Annotated in this window: 17 protein-coding genes; 12 read left to right on the top strand and 5 right to left on the bottom strand. The window is 64.7% G+C overall.

Translation table 11 applies throughout. The features are described from left to right. The first annotated feature begins 43 nt into the window (after positions 1 to 43). The 9 genes from cotE (HPY55_06710) to HPY55_06750 all read left to right on the top strand — a co-directional run bounded on the left by cotE (HPY55_06710) (position 44) and on the right by HPY55_06750 (position 8230). Positions 44 to 547, top strand: a complete 504-nt coding sequence (gene cotE, locus HPY55_06710; GenBank protein NPV70322.1) for an outer spore coat protein CotE — start codon at positions 44 to 46, stop codon at positions 545 to 547. A 48-nt stretch (positions 548 to 595) separates the two neighbouring features. Further along, the gene (gene cotE, locus HPY55_06715; protein ID NPV70323.1) at positions 596 to 1255 is read left to right on the top strand and encodes an outer spore coat protein CotE; all 660 of its coding nucleotides are present in this window, start codon (positions 596 to 598) and stop codon (positions 1253 to 1255) included. Positions 1256 to 1396: 141 nt separating this feature from the next. Further along, positions 1397 to 1615, top strand: a complete 219-nt coding sequence (locus tag HPY55_06720) for an amphi-Trp domain-containing protein (GenBank protein ID NPV70324.1) — start codon at positions 1397 to 1399, stop codon at positions 1613 to 1615. Positions 1616 to 1702: 87 nt separating this feature from the next. After that, a complete protein-coding gene (locus HPY55_06725; GenBank protein ID NPV70325.1) occupies positions 1703 to 2890 on the top strand; it encodes a glycosyltransferase family 4 protein in 1188 nt (395 codons plus the stop codon). Next, on the top strand, positions 2887 to 4212 hold the full coding sequence (locus HPY55_06730) for a UDP-glucose/GDP-mannose dehydrogenase family protein (protein NPV70326.1): 1326 nt from the start codon (positions 2887 to 2889) through the stop codon (positions 4210 to 4212). Before HPY55_06725 ends, HPY55_06730 begins: the two co-directional genes overlap by 4 nt. Further along, positions 4148 to 5230 carry a CotS family spore coat protein gene (locus tag HPY55_06735; protein ID NPV70327.1) on the top strand — a complete coding sequence of 361 codons (1083 nt, stop codon included), beginning with the start codon at positions 4148 to 4150 and terminating at the stop codon, positions 5228 to 5230. The genes HPY55_06730 and HPY55_06735 overlap by 65 nt, the downstream gene beginning before the upstream one ends. A 5-nt stretch (positions 5231 to 5235) precedes the next feature. After that, entirely contained in the window at positions 5236 to 6300 is a 1065-nt protein-coding gene (locus tag HPY55_06740) for a CotS family spore coat protein (GenBank protein ID NPV70328.1), read from the top strand. A 34-nt stretch (positions 6301 to 6334) separates the two neighbouring features. Next, positions 6335 to 7345, top strand: coding sequence for an NAD-dependent epimerase/dehydratase family protein (locus HPY55_06745; protein ID NPV70329.1), 1011 nt, complete (start codon positions 6335 to 6337; stop codon positions 7343 to 7345). Positions 7346 to 7582: 237 nt separating this feature from the next. Next, complete coding sequence (locus HPY55_06750; GenBank protein ID NPV70330.1) at positions 7583 to 8230, top strand: hypothetical protein; 648 nt, start codon at positions 7583 to 7585, stop codon at positions 8228 to 8230. Here HPY55_06750 and deoC read toward each other — a convergent pair. From deoC to HPY55_06770, 4 genes are all read right to left on the bottom strand, one after another. Beyond that, positions 8171 to 8836 (bottom strand): deoxyribose-phosphate aldolase, encoded by a 666-nt coding sequence (gene deoC / locus HPY55_06755; protein NPV70331.1) that lies wholly within the window; start codon positions 8834 to 8836, stop codon positions 8171 to 8173. The two genes, HPY55_06750 and deoC, sit on opposite strands and share 60 nt — an antisense overlap. Before the next feature lie 79 nt (positions 8837 to 8915). After that, positions 8916 to 10748: a PAS domain S-box protein gene (locus tag HPY55_06760; protein ID NPV70332.1), complete on the bottom strand. Its 1833-nt coding sequence runs from the start codon at positions 10746 to 10748 to the stop codon at positions 8916 to 8918. Then, positions 10741 to 12570 (bottom strand): PAS domain-containing protein, encoded by a 1830-nt coding sequence (locus HPY55_06765; GenBank protein ID NPV70333.1) that lies wholly within the window; start codon positions 12568 to 12570, stop codon positions 10741 to 10743. Before HPY55_06765 ends, HPY55_06760 begins: the two co-directional genes overlap by 8 nt. Next, positions 12533 to 12955, bottom strand: coding sequence for a response regulator (locus tag HPY55_06770; protein ID NPV70334.1), 423 nt, complete (start codon positions 12953 to 12955; stop codon positions 12533 to 12535). Before HPY55_06770 ends, HPY55_06765 begins: the two co-directional genes overlap by 38 nt. Positions 12956 to 13127: 172 nt before the next feature. Between HPY55_06770 and HPY55_06775 the strand changes: the two genes are divergently transcribed. The 3 genes from HPY55_06775 to cooS all read left to right on the top strand — a co-directional run bounded on the left by HPY55_06775 (position 13128) and on the right by cooS (position 16525). Then, positions 13128 to 14126 (top strand): aminopeptidase, encoded by a 999-nt coding sequence (locus HPY55_06775; protein ID NPV70335.1) that lies wholly within the window; start codon positions 13128 to 13130, stop codon positions 14124 to 14126. An 82-nt stretch (positions 14127 to 14208) separates the two neighbouring features. Beyond that, positions 14209 to 14616 carry an Rrf2 family transcriptional regulator gene (locus tag HPY55_06780; GenBank protein NPV70336.1) on the top strand — a complete coding sequence of 136 codons (408 nt, stop codon included), beginning with the start codon at positions 14209 to 14211 and terminating at the stop codon, positions 14614 to 14616. Positions 14617 to 14641: 25 nt separating this feature from the next. After that, positions 14642 to 16525, top strand: a complete 1884-nt coding sequence (cooS, locus tag HPY55_06785; protein ID NPV70337.1) for an anaerobic carbon-monoxide dehydrogenase catalytic subunit — start codon at positions 14642 to 14644, stop codon at positions 16523 to 16525. A 151-nt stretch (positions 16526 to 16676) separates the two neighbouring features. Here the strand turns inward: cooS and HPY55_06790 are convergent, their stop codons facing one another. After that, positions 16677 to 17729 (bottom strand): hypothetical protein, encoded by a 1053-nt coding sequence (locus HPY55_06790; protein NPV70338.1) that lies wholly within the window; start codon positions 17727 to 17729, stop codon positions 16677 to 16679. Between the last annotated feature and the right edge of the window lie 109 nt (positions 17730 to 17838).

Here is a 17838-nt window from a genome sequence, read left to right on the forward strand (position 1 = left end):
GAGGGGTCTCGCCGCCTATTTCTGATTCAGGGGGTGAACCGGGTTGGCGGAAATCATGGGGCGCAGGTCCGGGCCGTATACGACCCGCGAGATCATAACCAAGGCCGTCTGTGGATTCGGGGAGAAGTCGTTCCAGTACATGAAGTTGCTCAGGCTCCCGGAGAACGAGGTCCTGACGAGAGTGCTGGGCGCTTCGATCACCCGGGTAGTGCTGCCGGAGCCGAAAGAAATGACCCTGCCGACGAGGGGCGAGATGTACGTCCCGGTAGCAGGCTCCTTTGACATCAACGTCTGGTATGCCTACAACGACCATCTGGACACGGCGGTGTTGAGGGACCGCGTCACGGTCTCGGAGATGTTGCCCACTACCATAACGAGTACCCTTGCGGGCGACGAGGTACGCGCGCGGGTGGCGCTCACACGGCCTCCCGAGTGCACGCTGGCGGAGGCGGAGGACGAGGGCACGATCAAGGTCGTCGTGGTTTTCGACGTTCAGGCGGAGATTATCGCGGAAACCAAAGTGGCGGTGCAGGTTATAACGGACTAGCGCTGCCCGCTCGGGCGGCCGGTTTCACAACTGGGAGGACGCTGGAAGGTGGGTAATATGAGCGGCGTCGGGGTAGGGGGAGCCACGACACAGAGTTTCAAGGAGATCATTACGAAGGCGGTTTACGGCCGGGGCGAGGGAACGGCTCACGGGGTAGTGACCTTTCCACACCTGGCTGACGTCAAGAAAGTGCTCGGCGCCACCGCAACCGAGTTCCGCGTGGGCGACGTGTCCATAGACAACACCGGGGGTGACGTGGTCGCGTCGGTCAACGGACAGTTCAACGTGCACGTGTGGTACATGTGCGGCGAGGACACCGCAGTCGCGAAGCAGGTGGTGTCGGCCACGGTCGAGATCCCGGTCAAGCCCATGGGCAGGGAGCAGTATAACGGCCTGTCCGTGCGTGTGTGGGTCGTGAAACAACCGGAATGCGGCACAGCCACGATCAGCGCGGTGAAAGACAGCGTGGAAGTGGAAGTCGATGCCACCCTCGCCGCCGAGCTGACCGGAGAGACCAAACTCAAGGTCGCGCTGTTGCCACCGGCGGGCCTGGAGCCGGTGAGTTCGGACCGCGCGGTGGAACGCGGGTCCGCGAAACCCAGGCCCACGGGTTCACCGCCAAACCCGCGCGGGCCGGCGCCGCAGCCCTCGCCGCCACCGCTGGACTGGGACGACGAGGTACCGAAGAGTACGGACCACGATGACTGAAAACAGCGACACGCAGCGACCTGTGACGGTCACGAGCCATGACGGTTGAATTCGGCGGCGAATTTACACAACGTGTCGACATATTCGGGCCGGGCGGCATATATATGATTAACCGCGGGAGGCGAAGGGAGGAGCCCAGTCGTGAAGTGGACCGATGAATACGTGGGGAGTAAGTCGGACCTTATCCAATACCTGAAGGCGTTCGTGGGACAGGTGAACAGCAACACGCTCTCCGTGCAGGCACAGCCGGTATCGGTTCCGGACGGCACAGAGATTACCTTCAAAGTGAAGTACAACGAGGATGAAGAGGAAGGCCAGCTCTCCATCAAGGTGTCCTGGTCGAAGGTACCGGAAGAGTAACCGAAGGGACCCGTGACGCACTGAGGCAGGGGTTTCCCCTGCCCCTTTTTGTCGGCACGCCAAGGCACTGACCATGGAGTGAGGTAGTTGAAAGTCGCGCTGGTCTGCACCGAGAAGCTGCCGGTCCCGCCCGTTAAGGGCGGGGCAATCCAGCTGTATATAGACGGGGTGCTCCCGTACCTCTCGAACAAGCACGACCTCACGGTTTTCGGGATCGAGGACCCATCGCTTCCCGGCAGGGAGGCCGGGCCATACGCCGAGTTCGTACGCCTCCCCGCAGGCAGCACTACGGAATACCTTTCCGAAATAGCGAGGGCGCTGGAGTCCACGCCGTCCGACATCGTACACGTTTTCAACAGGCCGAAATGGGTCCCGGCGCTCAACCATGCGTCGCCCGAATCAACATGGCTGCTCAACGTGCACAACGAGATGTTCAACAGCGGTAAGATAAGCCGCACCGACGCCGAGAACTGCATCGCCCTGGTACGCGGGATAGCCACCGTGAGCGACTTCATCAAGAGATCCATCACGGCGCTCTATCCCGAGGCAGCCTCGAAATGCCGGGTCGTGTATTCGGGGGTAGACACTCTCCTTTACCGGCCCGCGTGGGAATCGGAGCAGGCGGCGGCCCGGCGGCGTGAGGTAAGGTCGAGACTCGGCCTGGAGGACCCCTGGGTCCTCCTGTTCGTCGGCAGGCTCACCGACAAGAAGGGCGCCCACATCGTGCTCAAGGCGATGCACGAGATTCGCCGGCTCCACCCCCGCATAGCGCTGGTCGTGGTGGGCAGCAGGTGGTACGGCGGAAATACGAGCGACGACTATGTGCGCTACCTCGACCGAGAGGCCGCCAAACTGGGCAAATCCGTAGTTTTCACGGGTTTCGTTCCGCCGTCCGAGGTGCCCGCCTACTACGCGGCGGCGGACGCGTTCGTCTGCGCGTCGCAATGGACCGAGCCTCTATCGAGGACCATATACGAGGCCATGGCGTCGGGGTTGCCCGTGATCACCACGTCGAGGGGCGGGAACGCTGAGATTATCCGCGGGACGGGCGCCGGCCTCATAGTAGACGACTACACGAACCCCGGCGAGTTCGCCCACCACGTATCCTACCTCTACAGCAACCCCGCCCACGCGGAAAGGATGGGCCGGACCGGTCGACAGCTCGCAGAGGGCTGGTACGGCTGGGAGCGGGTGGCCGCCGACCTCGACGAGATGTACCGGTGGGCGGCCCCGGCTAAACGGCCAGGCCGCGCGGCGGTGGGGATAACCGTATGAACGTGGCGGTGATCGGGTGCGGGTACGTCGGGCTTACGACGGGCGCCGCCCTCGCCTGGATGGGGCACCGCGTCTACTGCGCCGACAGAGACCCCTCCGTCGTGGGGCTGCTCAACGACGGGAAAATACACTTGTACGAGCCGGACCTCGACAGGCTGGTGTCGTCGGCGGCCGGAGCCGGCAGGCTTCGTTTCACAACATCCACCGCAGAGGCCATCGTGGGGGCCGAGGTGGCGCTCGTGTGCGCCGGCACTCCCTCGTCCCCTGACGGTTCGGCGGACCTGTCCCAGGTGAAAGACGCATACGAATGCATCGCGCGGGCGCCGGGTCCACGGCGAGGCGCGCTCGTGGTGGCGACAAAGAGCACTGTGCCACCGGGAACGTGTTCATCGTTGGCGGCCAGGTACGGGTCCTACGGGATGCGGATCTGCTCCAACCCGGAGTTCCTCAGGGAGGGAACGGCCGTCCGTGACGCCCTGCACCCCGACCGCGTGGTCATCGGCTCCGATGACCCGGTTTCTACCCAGGTGTTATGTGAGCTGTATATGTCGCTGGGGCGCCCGTTGTTTGTCGTCTCTCCCATCGAGGCGGAACTGATCAAGTACGCCGCCAACTCCTTCCTTGCCGCCAGGATATCGTTCATTAACGAATTCGCGGAGTTGTGCGAGGCCGTCGGGGCGGACGTTACCAGGGTGGCGGCCGCGGCCGGCGCGGACCCGCGCATCGGAGCCTCGTTCATGCAGGCGGGGATCGGGTTTGGGGGGCCGTGTCTCCCGAAGGACCTGAAGGCTCTCGTGTCCGCCGGCAGGGACCACGGGGTGGCAATGGACATTCTCGAACAGGTAGAGAGGCGAAACTCCAGGCAGCGCGCCAGGGCGGTCGAACGGATAGCGCGCGCGCTGGGCGGGCTCGAAGGCAGGATCGTTGCGGTCTGGGGAGTGACGTTCAAGCCGGGCGCGGGCGATACGAGGGAATCACCGCCCGTGGACGTCGCGCGGGTCATTATGGAGTCAGGGGCGTCGGTCAGGTTCTACGACCCGGCAGTCGAGACCCCCGTCCCCGGCATTGAGGGCGCCGTGTGCTGCGATAGCCCGTATGAGGCAGTCCGCGGCGCGCACGCGCTGGCGTTGCTTACCGAGTGGGACGAGTTTCGCTGGGTCGATTGGGGCCTCGTCAGGCGCCTGATGGAGGGCGACTTCGTGTTTGACGGGAGAAACGCCCTGTCCCCCGCCGTCGTGCGGGCAATGGGGTTTGAGTATGCCGGCGTTGGCCGGCGAACCGGAGGTACTGAATTCCGCCATGTCCATCCCGGAACGCCTTGAACCGGTGCTGAGGCTGTACCCGTTCGCCGTAGAATCCATCACCGTCGAAAACTTGAAAGAGAAGAAGTCGGTGTGGTGGCTTGACACGGACATCGGCCGCCTCGTGATGAAGTTGTCCCCGAACCCGCCGCGGCAGATGAGGTTCGTGCTCGCTGTCGCACGTCACCTGCAGGAGCGCGGAGTGAGGATTCCGGAAATGCTGCCCACCCGCGCCGGTGAGTTTTGCGCCGAACTGGACGGGGCCTGCTACGTCGTCTCGCGGGCCGCCGGGGGCCGCACGCCGAGCTATTTCGTGAAGCGCGAACTCGAGGCGATCATTCGTGGCTTGGCCGGTTTCCACAGGGCCTCGAGGGGGTTTGCGGCGCCGGACGGCGCTTACGTGAGGTCTCACCTTGGCACGTGGCGGCACGAGTACGCCGGACGGCTCGCCGACCTGGAGCGCTTCGCCGCGCAGGCCTCCCCGGGGGGCTCCGAATTCTCGAGTATAGTCAGCCGCGAGTCGGTCGTAATGGTCGACCAGGCGCGTCGCGCCCTGTCCGGCCTGGACGGCCCCGCGTACGAGCGGTGCGTCAAGAGGGTGGCGTCTGGGTGCAACATCTGCCACCAGGACTTCGCCGCCGGGAATCTTGCGCTCGCGGGGAACGACCTGTACATCTTCGACCTGGATTCCGTGACAGTGGACCATGAGGCGAGGGACCTCAGGAAGATAGTGAACAAGGTGATGAAGAAGTCGGGCGGGTGGGACGCGTCGCTTCTCAGGGAGATGCTCGTCTCATATCACGCGGTCAATCCCCTCGGTCGCGACGACTACGAGGCGCTGAAAACAGACCTCGCGTTCCCCCACCTGTTCCACGGTGTGGTCAGCAAGTACTACGAACGGCGCGAGTCCGAATGGTCTCCGTCCAAGTTCCTGAAGCGCCTGAAAGACATAGTCAGGCTCGAGAAGGCGAAAGGCTCCGTGCTCGCCCGGTTTGACGAGATCGTCGATTCGCTCGGGTGCACTCACCGCGGGGGATGAAGCACATGAAACCAGTCGAAAACGAAGCGGAAACCGCCCTGGAATCCCTGGCAACCGAGGCGCTGGGGTACTATGGGTTGGGGTGCGATTCCCTGACCCTGACCCCGATCCAGTCGGGTGGGCCGAAGGCGCTGTGGAAGGTAGCCTCGGGGAAGAACACCTACGTATTGAAGAAGTTCCGCCACGCTCCCGCGAAGGTGGCTTTTACGACGGCGGCCCAGAGGTACGCGCACAGGATGGGAGCCAGGGTGCCCGCCGTAATCAGATCGCGGGCGGGCGGGGATTACGTCATGGCCGGAGGGCAAGTGTTCGCCCTCTACGAGTTCATCCATGGGAGGCCGGTGTCCTGGAGCAATCCGGCCCAGTTCAGGCGCGGCGTGGAAGCCCTGGCGGAATTCCACGTCAGGTCGCGCGGGTACGCCCCGCCACCCGGTTGCCAGGTGTCGTCGAAGCTCGGCCGTTGGCCTCACCAGTACCGGAGCATAATCGACCGGTCCAGGGAGTGGTCGGTTGCAGCGAGAGGCTCGACGGAGCAGTTTTGCCGCCTGTTCGAACAGAACTCCGGCTGGGCGGTTGCGCTGGCGGAGTTCGCGTCCCGCCTCCTGGAGCGGTTTGACTACACAGGATGGGTCCGCGAGTTCGAGAAGCGACCCGGCATTTGCCACCAGGACTACGGAGAGGGCAACTGCATCGACCGGGGCGGTGACATATACATCCTGGACCTGGACGGCGTGACGTTCGACATTCCGGCGAGGGACATCCGCAAGGTCGTAGTCAAGACGACGGCCGGCTGCGGCCGCTGGGACCAGGACCACGCGGATGAGGTTTTCTCATGGTTCCAGAGAGTGAACCCGCTCCGCCCTGCGCAGGAAGCGGTGGCTTTCGCGGACATTCTCTTCCCCCACACCTTCCACGACGTCGCCAAGAACAGATTCCTCAAGGGCAAGCCAACATCGTCGGGGAAACTCGCTGAGGCGATCGGGCTCGAACTCGCCAAGGCGTCCTCGCTCAAAACCGTCTTCCGTGAGCGATTCGGCGTGCCCGCGGCCGAGTGGCCCTCCCTACCGTGACGGCGCTGGCCCCGCGCGAAAGGTGTGGTGACGGATGCCGAGGTGCGTTGTGACGGGCGTAGCGGGGTTTATAGGGTCTACACTGGCCCGGCGGCTACTGGCTGATGGGTGGGGCGTGACGGGGATCGATTCGTTCGACCCTTATTACCACCGGCCGCTCAAGGAGAACAACGTCCGCGACGCGGTCACAGCCGCGGCCGGCGCTGGTGAGACAGGACGGTTCACCTTCGTCGAGGGCGACGTAACAGGCATGGACCTGGAGCCGTATTTCGACGGATGTGACGCCGTCTTCCACCTCGCGGCTCGCCCCGGCGTCAGGGAAAGCTGGGGGCGTGATTTCACCCTCTACGACAGGAACAACATCCTCGGAACCCAGCGCGTGCTGCTCGCCGCCGCGAGCCTATCATCACCCCCGCGCAGGATGGTGTTCGCGTCATCGTCGTCGGTGTACGGCTCCGCCCAGGGTGGCGCCTCACGCGAGGACGACCCGTTGCGCCCCGCCTCCCCTTACGGCGTGACGAAGCTCTGCTGCGAGCACCTGTGCCGGGTTCACGCCGACGCATTCGGCCTCAGCGTCGTGATGCTGCGGTACTTCACGGTGTACGGGCCGCGGCAACGGCCTGACATGGGGATCCAGAGGTTCATCGCGGCGGCCCTCTCGGGCGAGCCGGTGACGCTGTTCGGCGGCGGGGATCAGGTGAGGGACTTCACGTACGTGGACGACGCCGTGGAGGCAACCGTGCGGGCCGCGACGAGCGACCGGATCCCCGCAGGAGTGGCCTTCGCGCTCAACGCCGGCGCCGGGAGTCCGGCGACCCTGAAGCGCGTCATCGATCTGGTCGGCGCCGCCACGCGACGCCGCCTGCGAGTGGAATACGGGCCCCCGCAACCCGGCGACGTCGATGCGACGATGGCGGACACGTCTCTCATGCAGAGAGTGCTGGGATTTCGCCCGGCCACCCCTCTCCCAGATGGCATTGCGGCCCAGGTTTCGTGGGCGGAAAGGGCTATGGGCGGCGAAGGACGATGTCCTGCAGGGCGATGATCTTCACCTGGTGTCCGGAAAACTCCGCGCACTTCAGGAGCTCGGGGTTTCTCCAATTCGCCCTTCGAGAAGCGACGCGGCCTCCGGCCGTCAACCTGGGGTGGGGTGTATCCTCGCAGCCGTGCCAGGTTGCTCGTCAGGTTACTCGTTCGAAGTCCTACCTGCAAATACGCTTGTAAACCAGCGCCCCCGCCGTGTATCCTGGAGACGTCAGTCGATGGAAGTGGAGGAACGAGCGTGGGTCGCACACTTGCCAGGTATGCCGTCATGATCGCGGGATTCTTCGTTATCGCCGTTGGAATCGTCCTCAGTGTCAGGGCCGGTCTCGGCCCCGGGCCGTGGGACGTGTTTCACGTCGGGGTGTCCGGCGCTACGGGGATCCCGCTCGGGCGCACGATTACATACGTCGGGCTCGTGGTGATAGCGCTCGGCCTGCTCATCAGGGTCAAGCCCACCCTGTGCACCGTGCTGAACATGCTGCTCATAGGGCAATTCGTGGACCTCGTGGCGGCGTTTCTGCCTCTAGACACGCCCGCCACGTTGGCAGGGCGCCTCGTGATGCTCTGCGGCGGGATCGTGGTCCAGGGTCTCGGAGAGGGGCTGTATCTCGGGACTCGCGTGGGCGCGGGGCCGCGTGATGGCTTCATGCTGGGCATCGTGAAGTTGACGGGGAAGAGGATATGGGTCGTGCAAACCGCAATCGAGGTCACGTTGGTCATGCTGGGCTACGCGCTTGGGAGCCCGCCGGGAGCAGGCACGCTCATATTCGCCGTGAGCGTGGGATACTTCATCGAGTTCTTCCTGAATCTGTTGACTCCGGTCATCTCACGCCTGACGGCTCATCTCGTCGACCAGCAGAGGGCCCCTGCTGGTGCCGATTCTTGAGGCCCCCGCCTCGATCATGGCCTTTGCCTCGGCTAACGTCTGTATCCCGCCGGCGGCCTTGACGAGTGCTCGCCCACCCACCGCGCGGCTCATCAACCGTACGTCCTCGACCGTGGCCCCCGACGGACCGAAACCGGTGGATGTCTTGACGAATTCCGCCCCACCTTCCACTGCCAGCCGGCACGCCTCGACTTTCTCCTCATCGGTGAGATAACACGCTTCGATGATGACCTTCAGGATGACGTCCCGCCCCAGCCCTCTCGCCCTGGCCCGCGCGGCGTCATTCACAGCCGCAATGTCGCGCACGACACCGGCGCAATCGCCGCCCTTGAGAAGGCCGATGTTCATGACCATGTCGAGCTCCGCGGCACCCGAACCGACGGCTTCGGCGGCTTCGGCGGCCTTGGCGGCGGTTGAGCACGCCCCGAGCGGGAAGCCGATCGTCGCGCAAATGCTCACGCCGCTCCCCTCCAGCTCCCTTGCGGCTACGTGGACCCAGGAGCTGTTGACGCAGGCGGCGGCAAAACGGAAGGCGCGCGCCTCACCACAGATCTTCACGATCTCGGATTCCACGACCCACGGCTTGAGAAGCGTGTGGTCTATCATCTTACATAGCTCGTCACGTGTAAACAAACGAACCCCTCCGTTCGCACTGCGGCTCAGCCCATTGCCCCGGCCGGCCCGCCTAGTGTGCTGGACTGTATGAAGGCAACTCTATGGAGCAGAGCACCCCCGCCGCCTCGTTGACTATGGAGATCCTTCCGCTGTGGTCCTCCACTATCCTCTTGCAGACGGCCAGGCCGAGGCCCGTCCCCGACGGTTTCGTGGAGAAGAATGGTTCGAACACCCTCTCGATGTCCTCCCCGAGTATCCTGCTGCCCGAGTTCCGGACGCTCAGGCCCACCCTGCCGCGTTGGGGGTCAACCCATGTCTCAACATCTATGGAGCCCCCCGTCTTCACCGCTTCGAGGGCGTTCTTGACGACGTTGGTCACGACCTGCTGCAGGCGGCGCCGGTCCGCGAAGGCCTCGTCGCCGGGCGCAAGCCGGATGTTCACGACCACCCCTTTACGCGCGATCGCCGCCCTGTGGATCTCGACCACCTGCTGCGCTATCTCCCCGAGGCTCACCCGCTGCAACTCCAGGTTCGCGGGGGCCTGGAGGAACTTGAGGTCGCGCATGAGCGATTCAAGTCTCTCGAGTTCACGCACCGACAGCCGCAGGTACTCCAGCGCCTCACCATCTGCCGCGGCGAGACAAGAGAATAGACCCTGCTTTATCCTGTCGAGCGGCCCTGCAAGACGCGTCGACACGGCCTGGGCGACACTCCCCGCGATGGCCAGCCGGCCGCTGCGCTTGAGTTCTTCCTCGAGGCGCTTCTGTTCGGTCACGTCCCTCACGATGATCGCCACGCCGCTTGCGACGCCATCGCCCGACACCAGCGGGTATGCCGCTCCGGACATCATGCGCTTCCCCTCCGCAATCTCGATTGGGGTCCCGGTCAGGGCCCTGTCCGGCGCGGCCCCACCGGGCGGGGATCCGACGTGGTCCAGCGACAGACCATTTACGACTTGGTGTATTCGCCTGCCCACGACATCGGACTCCGTAACCGAAAACACGCGCTGAAGCATCCGGTTGAACGTCTCTATCCGGCCGTTCTTGCCCACGGAACAGACTCCGATCGGGACGCTGTCAAACGCCGCTCTGTAGGCCTGGGACTCCCTGGCCAGCCTTTTCTGTTCGTCCAGCACGTCGCCGCTTTCGAGGAAGATCGCGTACAGGAGGCTTATGGCGGCCATCAACCTGGAAACCCGCGACCACATGAGCGCCTGGGCGAACTTGCCGCTCCATACGACCGCGAGTTCTCCGACCGCGGCTATAGCCTGCGACATCGAAATCCTGCGATTGAGGCGCCCGCCCGCCCTCCAGCACAGCACCGAGACAGCCGCCGAACCGGTCCCCGCAACGAGGCTCGACATGACCGGGCCGGTCAGCCGGTATTCCGCAACCATGCCGGCGCCCGGCGCCACGAGGTCCATTATGCCCGCGGAGCCCGCCGCCGAGAGCAGCGCCACGCCGACCGTCAACCCGACAAGCGATCCCTGACCAGCGCGCGGCGGCCGCCTCGCAAACGCGCTTCCGACAGTCATGAGCATGGAGAACGCAAGGGCGCCGGTCATCCCCGAGAATATGCGGACGTCCCCGAGGTCCCCGACGAGCAACAGGAGGGGGGCTATGACCATCAGGAACGTCGCGGCTATGGTCGGTGACAGGTAGGCCATGCCCATCAGCAGCGCGGGTCCCTCTCCCCCCGCACGGTAGTACAGGTAGCCGAACACCATTATCAGCACGGCCAGCACACCCGAGGCAAATTCCATGAGCAGGGACCAGTTCGCCTCGTGCACTTCCGGCGCCCGCCCACCGAGGGCGGCTACCATCGCCAGCGCCGCAGGCAGAAGCACTGCCCAGTCGGGACTACCGCCCGCCTGCCGCCTCTCTTTTCCCGGCGACTCAATCAACTGGTGGGACTCTCCGGGTCTGATCGTCGCCCACGTCGTCAGCCACCCCTCCCGGCGCCGGCGGCATCTTTATGAGTAGCGTAAAGCCCTTGTCGGCAGCCAGCGCTTCTACGCGCGCGCCGCATTCCTCGAGGAGCTTCTTACCCACCGAGAGGCCGAACCCCAGGTGCGCGCCTCTAATGGTGAACGCCGGATCGAAGACCGTTTCGACGCCACCACCAGGGATTACAATCCCCGGGAACTCGAGCCTCAGCACCACCCACTCCTGCTCAGGCAGCGTGTCCGCCGTGACCGTGACCGACGCGCCCGCGGGCAGGGCCTCAGCCACGCCCCCGACGATGTTCACGAGGGCCTGCCGGAGCGCTTCCTCGTCGACCATCACGGGCCGGCTACGAGCGTCGCAGGTCCACTTCACACCCCTCGAGGCGTATCGCCCCAGAAAGTCGGAGAGTACGGCCTCGATGAGTCCGCCGGCCTTGACCGGGCCGAGCACGGGCACCCTCGGCCGGACCAGCGACAGGACCTGCGACACAACCATTTCAACCTCGTCTATGAGGCCCGCGCATGCCTGGATCGAACCGGCCATCCGGCGGGGGACCGTGGGAACCGCAAGGTGAAGAAGGCCCTTGATCGCGGCCAGGGGGTTCCTTATCTCGTGCGCCACCGAGGCTGCCAGGTGGCCTATCGACGCGAGTCGCTCGCCGGCCGCTACCCTCGCGGAGAGCTGCTTCCGATCGGTGAAGTCCTCGAGAACCACGACGGCGCCCTCGACCGCGCCGGCGCCCTTTCCGATCGGTCTTGCTGTAAGAGACCAGTACCGCGGACCGGACGCGCACCGGACCTCGATCTCGGCGTCATGGTACTCCGTCCCCTGAGAGAGCACCTGTCCGATGAGGTCGAACTCTGCGGGTAGACGGCCGGCAAGATCACCGAGGCGCTGACCGAGGATTTCCGGCGCCGGAATACCTAGCAGGCGTTCCGCGGCCGGATTGTAGATCGTGACGGCACCGGACCCATCCAGCAGCATGAAACCGCACGGAATCCGGTCAATGACCAGTCTCGACCTCCTGTTGTAATCGGCCACTTCGCGCTCGACCTGCATGAGGTTCATCACGTCCCATCCGGCGGACAGCAGGAGGAACACCGCGCCGAACGTGTTGACCAGGAAAGCCCCGCCGGGCGCGACGACTTTGAACGGGTTCACCTCGACCAGAACGGACGTCCACCCGTACAAAGAGAATGTGACCGCCAGTCCGGTATCAAGTATGCTGTCCCGGGATACGTGCTCGTGAGAGGTCAGGAAGAACAGGATCGTGGCAATCGCTGGAGTAAACGGGAGCGGCGCGCCCAGCGACGACTCCACCGCCCCGAAGTCGACCGCTGCCCACGCGCGGCCGAGCATTATCGAAAAGGTGACGACCATACCCGCTACCCACGGCGGGATTACTCGTTCACCGACCGATCTGCGGCTGCTCACGAAAACAAACGCCGCCAACCATAGCGACCTACCGTACCCACCCTGGATCGGGTCAGTCAACTGATCCGATACCTGAATCATCGTCACGACCAGGAGTGAGGCGTATGCGGCCCCGAGCAACAACCTGCGGGCAGTCCTCTCAACGGAGTACCGGGTGAGGGCGAAGAGGGCGAACAGGCCTATGGAAACCAGTCCTGTAAAGCTGATGGGTGTGCGCCACGCCCGCGTAGACGGGATCCACACGAATCCAACCAGGAGGGTCAGGCCGGCGCCAAGGCCCGTTGCGGCCCAGATCCAGAGGAATCGCTTAAGGTGTCTGGTTGCCTGCCTGGTCTGCGGTGACATCCGCTCCCCCCGGCGCGGACCCCCTGACCGCGTTCAGAACGACCGTAATGAGGTCCACAAGGTCGAAAGGCTTGTGAAGCACACCCACGACGGGCGCGGCGCCGATTGCGTCGAAGTCCGCCGTGTCATCAGTGCCGCTGATTACTATCACCGGAATGCGTCCCGACGGGTCCCACGTACTGCGCCTCTTGAGCACCTCGATACCGTCGATGACCGGCATGCGCAGGTCCAGGAGGATCGCGTCTGGAGCCCCGGACGCCGCCACCGCCATGCATTCGGCTCCATCCTGCGCCGTGATGACCTCGAGCCCCTCCCTCTTGAGGGCGACCTCGATTACGAACCTTACTGCAGAGTCATCGTCGGCGACAAGGACCACTGACCTCAAACCAGCACCCCCGGGATAGAAGTGACAGTCCACAGGCGGGCCTCATTACAGGCCGGGGCGATGAATATGATAGTGACTACTACACACCGCTAGAAATATCCTCCATTTGTCGAAGCGTGAAGCCCGTGCTCCATGAGCCACATACGCGGCGGGCGGGGCGGAGGAACGTGCGATGGAGTTCGGATCCCTGTCGGACGCCGCCCGGGAGTCGGCCGCGACGGTTATCCGCGCGTGCCTCAAGGTGAAGGGCGGGGAACGGCTCACGATCGTGGCCGACCAGGGCGGCGAGGAGGTCGCGAAGGACATTTGGACCTTCTGCGCCGGCGAAGGCCTCGAACCGGCGCTCGTGTTGCCGGGTGGTTGGGCCCCCGGGGCGGACGAGCCACCCGCAGTCCTCGCGGGGTTCATGGCTGTCTCCGACGTGGTGATATGCGTTACTCCGCGGCCGGTGGCGCACACGCGCGCCCGTCGCGAGGCTTGTGAGAGAGGCGCGAGGGTCGCAATCCTCCCGGGTGTGACGAGGGACGGGTTCGAGAGCGAGGCGATGCGGACCGACTACGGCTACGTGTCCCGGCTGGCGGCTCACCTCGCGGGCCTCCTTACCCGCGCTCAACGGGTTTCTGTCGTGACCGGCGACTCCCACCTCGAGATGACGGTGGTGGGGCGCAAGGGATACGCAGATACGGGGGTAATCGACCTCCGCGGACGAGCGGGGGTGCTCCCCGGCGGCGAGGCATTCGTTGCGCCGCTCGAGGGCACGGCCGAGGGCGAAATCGTCGTGGATGGCTCTATTCCTGGGCGGGTACTCGAAACGCCCCTCTTGCTGAAGTTCCGCTCCGGGAGGCTGGTGTCAGCCGAAGGCGAGGCTGCCGGCGAATTCACCGGCATCCTGGAGGGCATCCCCGAGGCCAGGACCCTCGCGGAACTGGGGATTGGCTGCAACCCCGGGGCCGCTATCCGCGGAGCGCCTCCCGAAGACGAGAAGGTACTCGGCAGCGTGCATGTCGCGCTGGGCACCAATTCGACATTCGGGGGACTCGTATGGGCAGGTGCGCATGTCGACGCGGTGATACGCTCCCCCGACCTGTACCTCGACGATCTCCTCGTGGTTTCCGGAGGCCGGTTCGTGAACGACCCCGGGGAATCTGAAGTAGGAGAGGAATACGCATGAGCCGGAGAAGGATTTCCCCACGCGGTGTCGTACTTATAATGTGGACTGAATTACTCCACAATATGGGGATGGGGGCATCTGAATGCAGCTTACGCGACAGGCAGAGTACGCGGTATGGATCATGCTCGAGCTGTCGCTCCAACCCACGAAAGGCTATCTGGCCGTGCACGAAATCGCAAACAGGTATGCGATCCCCATAGCATTCCTTCAGAAGACCGCGCGCCTCTTACTGAAGGCGGGTCTGCTCGAGGCGCAACGGGGGCCTCATGGGGGACTGCGCCTGAAGAAGGAGCCGTCGAGGGTCTCGCTTCTCGACATCATCACGGCGGTTGAGGGTGACATAGCGCTGAATCCCTGTCTGCGAGCGGGCGCGCGCTGCCCGCGCATGAAAGCGTGCAAGGTGAGAGAAGCGCTCTCGAGGATCCAGGAAATGCTTGCGCGGGAACTCGCCTCCCACCGTCTGGACGACCTTGCGGGGGCTGAGCCATAATACCAGTTCACAGGGAGGGGCCAGTATGCTGGACAAAGTGAGTGTTCACGAATCCATTAACGCGATGCACGACCACGTGAGGTCGGACGGCCTGAAGCCGATCGCGGACAGGTTTGACGAGCAGGAGAAGGTCAGGTGCAGGACATTCTGCGAGAGAGGGCTGAGCTGCCAGCTGTGCAGCAACGGGCCGTGCCGCATAATCCCGGGGAAGGTCGAGCGCGGGGTATGCGGGATCGACGGTAATGGTCTCGTGATGCGAAACCTGGTGCACAAGCTCAACATGGGCATTTCGGCGTACACCTATCACTGCAAGGAGGCCGCCAAGACCCTGCGCGCAACGGCGCTTGGTCGCACGCCTTTCACCATCAATGACCCGGGCAAGCTCGACTCGCTGGCGGCCTCGCTCGGAGTAGGCGGCGCGGACAGGGCCGCCAAAGCGGTGGCTGTGGCGGACACGGTCCTCGCGTCGATCAACCAGGACTCAGACGAGGCGTCGCTGATGGTCGAGAAGTTCGCCCCCGAGGGACGGAAGAACGTATGGCGGGAATTGGGGATCCTGCCGGGCGGGCCGGCGCACGAGGTGATTGAATCTACCACGAGGTCTATGACCAACATCGACGGCGACTGGATTTCGCTAGCGAAGACCGGTCTCCGCCTCGGGATCGCCAGCACGTACGGCGCGCTCGTGCCGCTCGAGTGGATCCAGGACATACTGTTCGGCACCCCAACGCCTCACGAGGCGTTCGTCGACCTGGGGGTGCTCGACCCCGAGTTCGTGAACATACTGCCAAACGGCCACGAGCCGTTCATCGGGGCGGCGCTGATAGAGGTGGCGAAGAGGCCCGAAAACCGGGAAAAGGCGCGGATGGCCGGGGCGAAGGGCATCCACGTGGTGGGCTCGATCGAGACCGGCCAGGAGCTCATGCAGCGGTTCCAGTGCGACGACGTGTTCGTGGGTCTCACGGGTAACTGGATGAACCAGGAGTACGTCCTGGCCACTGGCGCGGTCGACCTGTTCGCCATGGACATGAACTGCTCGGTGCAGACGCTCAAGGAGTTCGCGGACAGGTACGGCGCCACGCTCGTCTCGGTATCGAGGCTCGTGAACATCACCGGCGTCCCGAAACACATCGACTATCAGCCGGAGAAGGTCGACGCTCAGGCACAGAAGCTCATCGACCTCGCTATCGAGAACTTCGGCAGGCGGCGCGGCAGGCCGGCGAGGACAGGGTTCCCGCGCAGGAAGATCGTCACCGGGTTTTCGACCGAGGCGGTCCTGCAGGCGCTCGGAGGGACGCTCGACCCGCTCCTCGGCGCTATCAAGGACGGTTCGGTCAAGGGCGTTGTCGCGCTGGTCAGCTGCACCACCTTCAAGAACGGCGCCCACGACGAGATAACCGTCGCGGTGGCGAAAGAACTCATCAAGCGGAACATGCTCGTCATATCGGGCGGCTGCGGGAACGCCGCCTGCCAGGTGGCGGGCCTGAACTCCATGGAGGCCCAGGAACTGGCGGGCGAACGGCTGCGCGGCCTGTGCAAGGCGCTTGGAGTACCGCCCGTGCTGTCGTTCGGCACCTGCACAGACGTCGGGCGCATGGCGATGCTCGTCGGCGCTGTGGCGGGCGCGCTGGGTGTCGACACGCCCGCGCTTCCCGTCGCCGTGACTGCGCCCCAGTACATGGAACAGAAGGCGACGATCGATGCGTTCGGAGCCGTGGCGCTCGGACTGTACACCCATGTCTCCCCGGTCCCTCCGGTCACCGGGTCCGAGGACGTGGTGAGGCTACTTACCAGGGACGTCGAGGCGCTCACGGGTGGGAAACTCGCCGTCGAATCCGATCCGGTCGCGGCCGTCGACGGGATCGAGGCGCACGTAAACTCGAAGAGGAAGTCACTCGGGCTGGACTGAGCCTCCGGGCGAGTAGCGGGAGGAGGGCCTGCTGATGAAATTCAACGTGCTCGTAATCAAGGCGCTCAATCCGAAGCGCCAGTAACGCGGGGGTTGACCTATCCATAGGTTCTGAGAAGGGGTCCGCTCGCGCGGACCCCTTCTGTACACCTCAGGATCGGAGGAGGAAACGCGCCAGGCCGGCCATCAGGAGCAGGCCGGCGATCCCGACGGACGGGTACAGGAACCGTACCACGTTGGTGAACCCCACGGATGCCAGGGCCACGGCGGCAGTGGAGGTCAGCACCGCGGCGCGGCGGCCGCGAGGGGACTCGGGGGTCGTTAGGCGTGACACGAACCCGTACAGTGCGGATATCGCTGTGGTGTAGATCGCGGCCAGTACCACGACGGCGTACAGCGCTCTCGCGAGGGGGTGAATAGCCCCGGCCACAAACAGCATCGGGACGCCGTATGCGGCCGCCGCGGGCAGGTGCGAACTCACCGAAACGAACGTCGCCACAGCCGCGGCGCCGAGCCCCGCTCCGCCGACCGTGGCCCCGCGAATCGCGTCCTCGCGCGAGGCCAGCGCGGCCCCGAGCGGTGAGAGCACAGCCACCGTAAGCACGATGTTGTACGAGGCATACACTACGGCCGATAACGGCCAGGACGGGATAACGGCCGAGGACGGGCTTCGCCAGACCTCCGGCCGCAGGAAGTAGCCGGTCCGCAGCCCGGATACGACACCGAAAACGACCATCGCCGCGAACATCAGCGGCACGAGGAACGCCATCGAATCGACGATCCCCCGCAACCCCAGGAGGACCGTGACCGCAGACGCAACCGTCATCAGGATGGCGCCTGCGAACGGCTGCCAGCCGAGCTGCTCGCTCATGAGCGCGCCCGATCCCGCGACCATAGACACCAGGCCGCCGAACATGAAGAACGTGATGAGGTAGTCGACGGCGCGACCGGCGAGCCCTCCCATCGAACGATTGAGGACGTCCCGGTAGGAAAGCGCGCCGGAGCGCCTGCCCAGTTCCATCACGGCATACCCGAAAACCCCGAGGAGCAGCGTGGCGAGGGCCACTCCCCACGTCCCCACCGGGCCGAAGTAGCAGAAGAACTGGAGGATCTCCTGGCCGGTCGCGAATCCCGCCCCCATTGCAGTGCCGATGTACGTCGCGCCCACCTGGTACGGAGTAACCGAGAGAACCCTGTTCTTCACGCCGGATGCCCCTCTTCCCCGCGCTGCCTGGTATTAGCCTACGCGGCTCGCCGTCAGGTCATCCAGCGCGCTGGGGCGCGCCTTATGTCGATAACCGTGTGGGGAGCGC

Source organism: Bacillota bacterium (genome assembly GCA_013178305.1).
Taxonomy (GTDB): Bacteria; Bacillota; Sulfobacillia; order JABLXB01; family JABLXB01; genus JABLXB01.

What these genes read in the sequence shown, in the direction of transcription:
- HPY55_06730 (NPV70326.1), top strand. Translation starts at nt 2,887, where the DNA reads ATGAACGTGGCGGTGATCGGGTGCGGGTACGTCGGGCTTACGACGGGC.
- HPY55_06735 (NPV70327.1), top strand. Translation starts at nt 4,148, where the DNA reads ATGCCGGCGTTGGCCGGCGAACCGGAGGTACTGAATTCCGCCATGTCC.
- HPY55_06740 (NPV70328.1), top strand. Translation starts at nt 5,236, where the DNA reads ATGAAACCAGTCGAAAACGAAGCGGAAACCGCCCTGGAATCCCTGGCA.
- HPY55_06745 (NPV70329.1), top strand. Translation starts at nt 6,335, where the DNA reads ATGCCGAGGTGCGTTGTGACGGGCGTAGCGGGGTTTATAGGGTCTACA.
- deoC (NPV70331.1), bottom strand. Translation starts at nt 8,836, where the DNA reads ATGATAGACCACACGCTTCTCAAGCCGTGGGTCGTGGAATCCGAGATC.
- HPY55_06765 (NPV70333.1), bottom strand. Translation starts at nt 12,570, where the DNA reads ATGTCACCGCAGACCAGGCAGGCAACCAGACACCTTAAGCGATTCCTC.
- HPY55_06775 (NPV70335.1), top strand. Translation starts at nt 13,128, where the DNA reads ATGGAGTTCGGATCCCTGTCGGACGCCGCCCGGGAGTCGGCCGCGACG.
- HPY55_06780 (NPV70336.1), top strand. Translation starts at nt 14,209, where the DNA reads ATGCAGCTTACGCGACAGGCAGAGTACGCGGTATGGATCATGCTCGAG.
- cooS (NPV70337.1), top strand. Translation starts at nt 14,642, where the DNA reads ATGCTGGACAAAGTGAGTGTTCACGAATCCATTAACGCGATGCACGAC.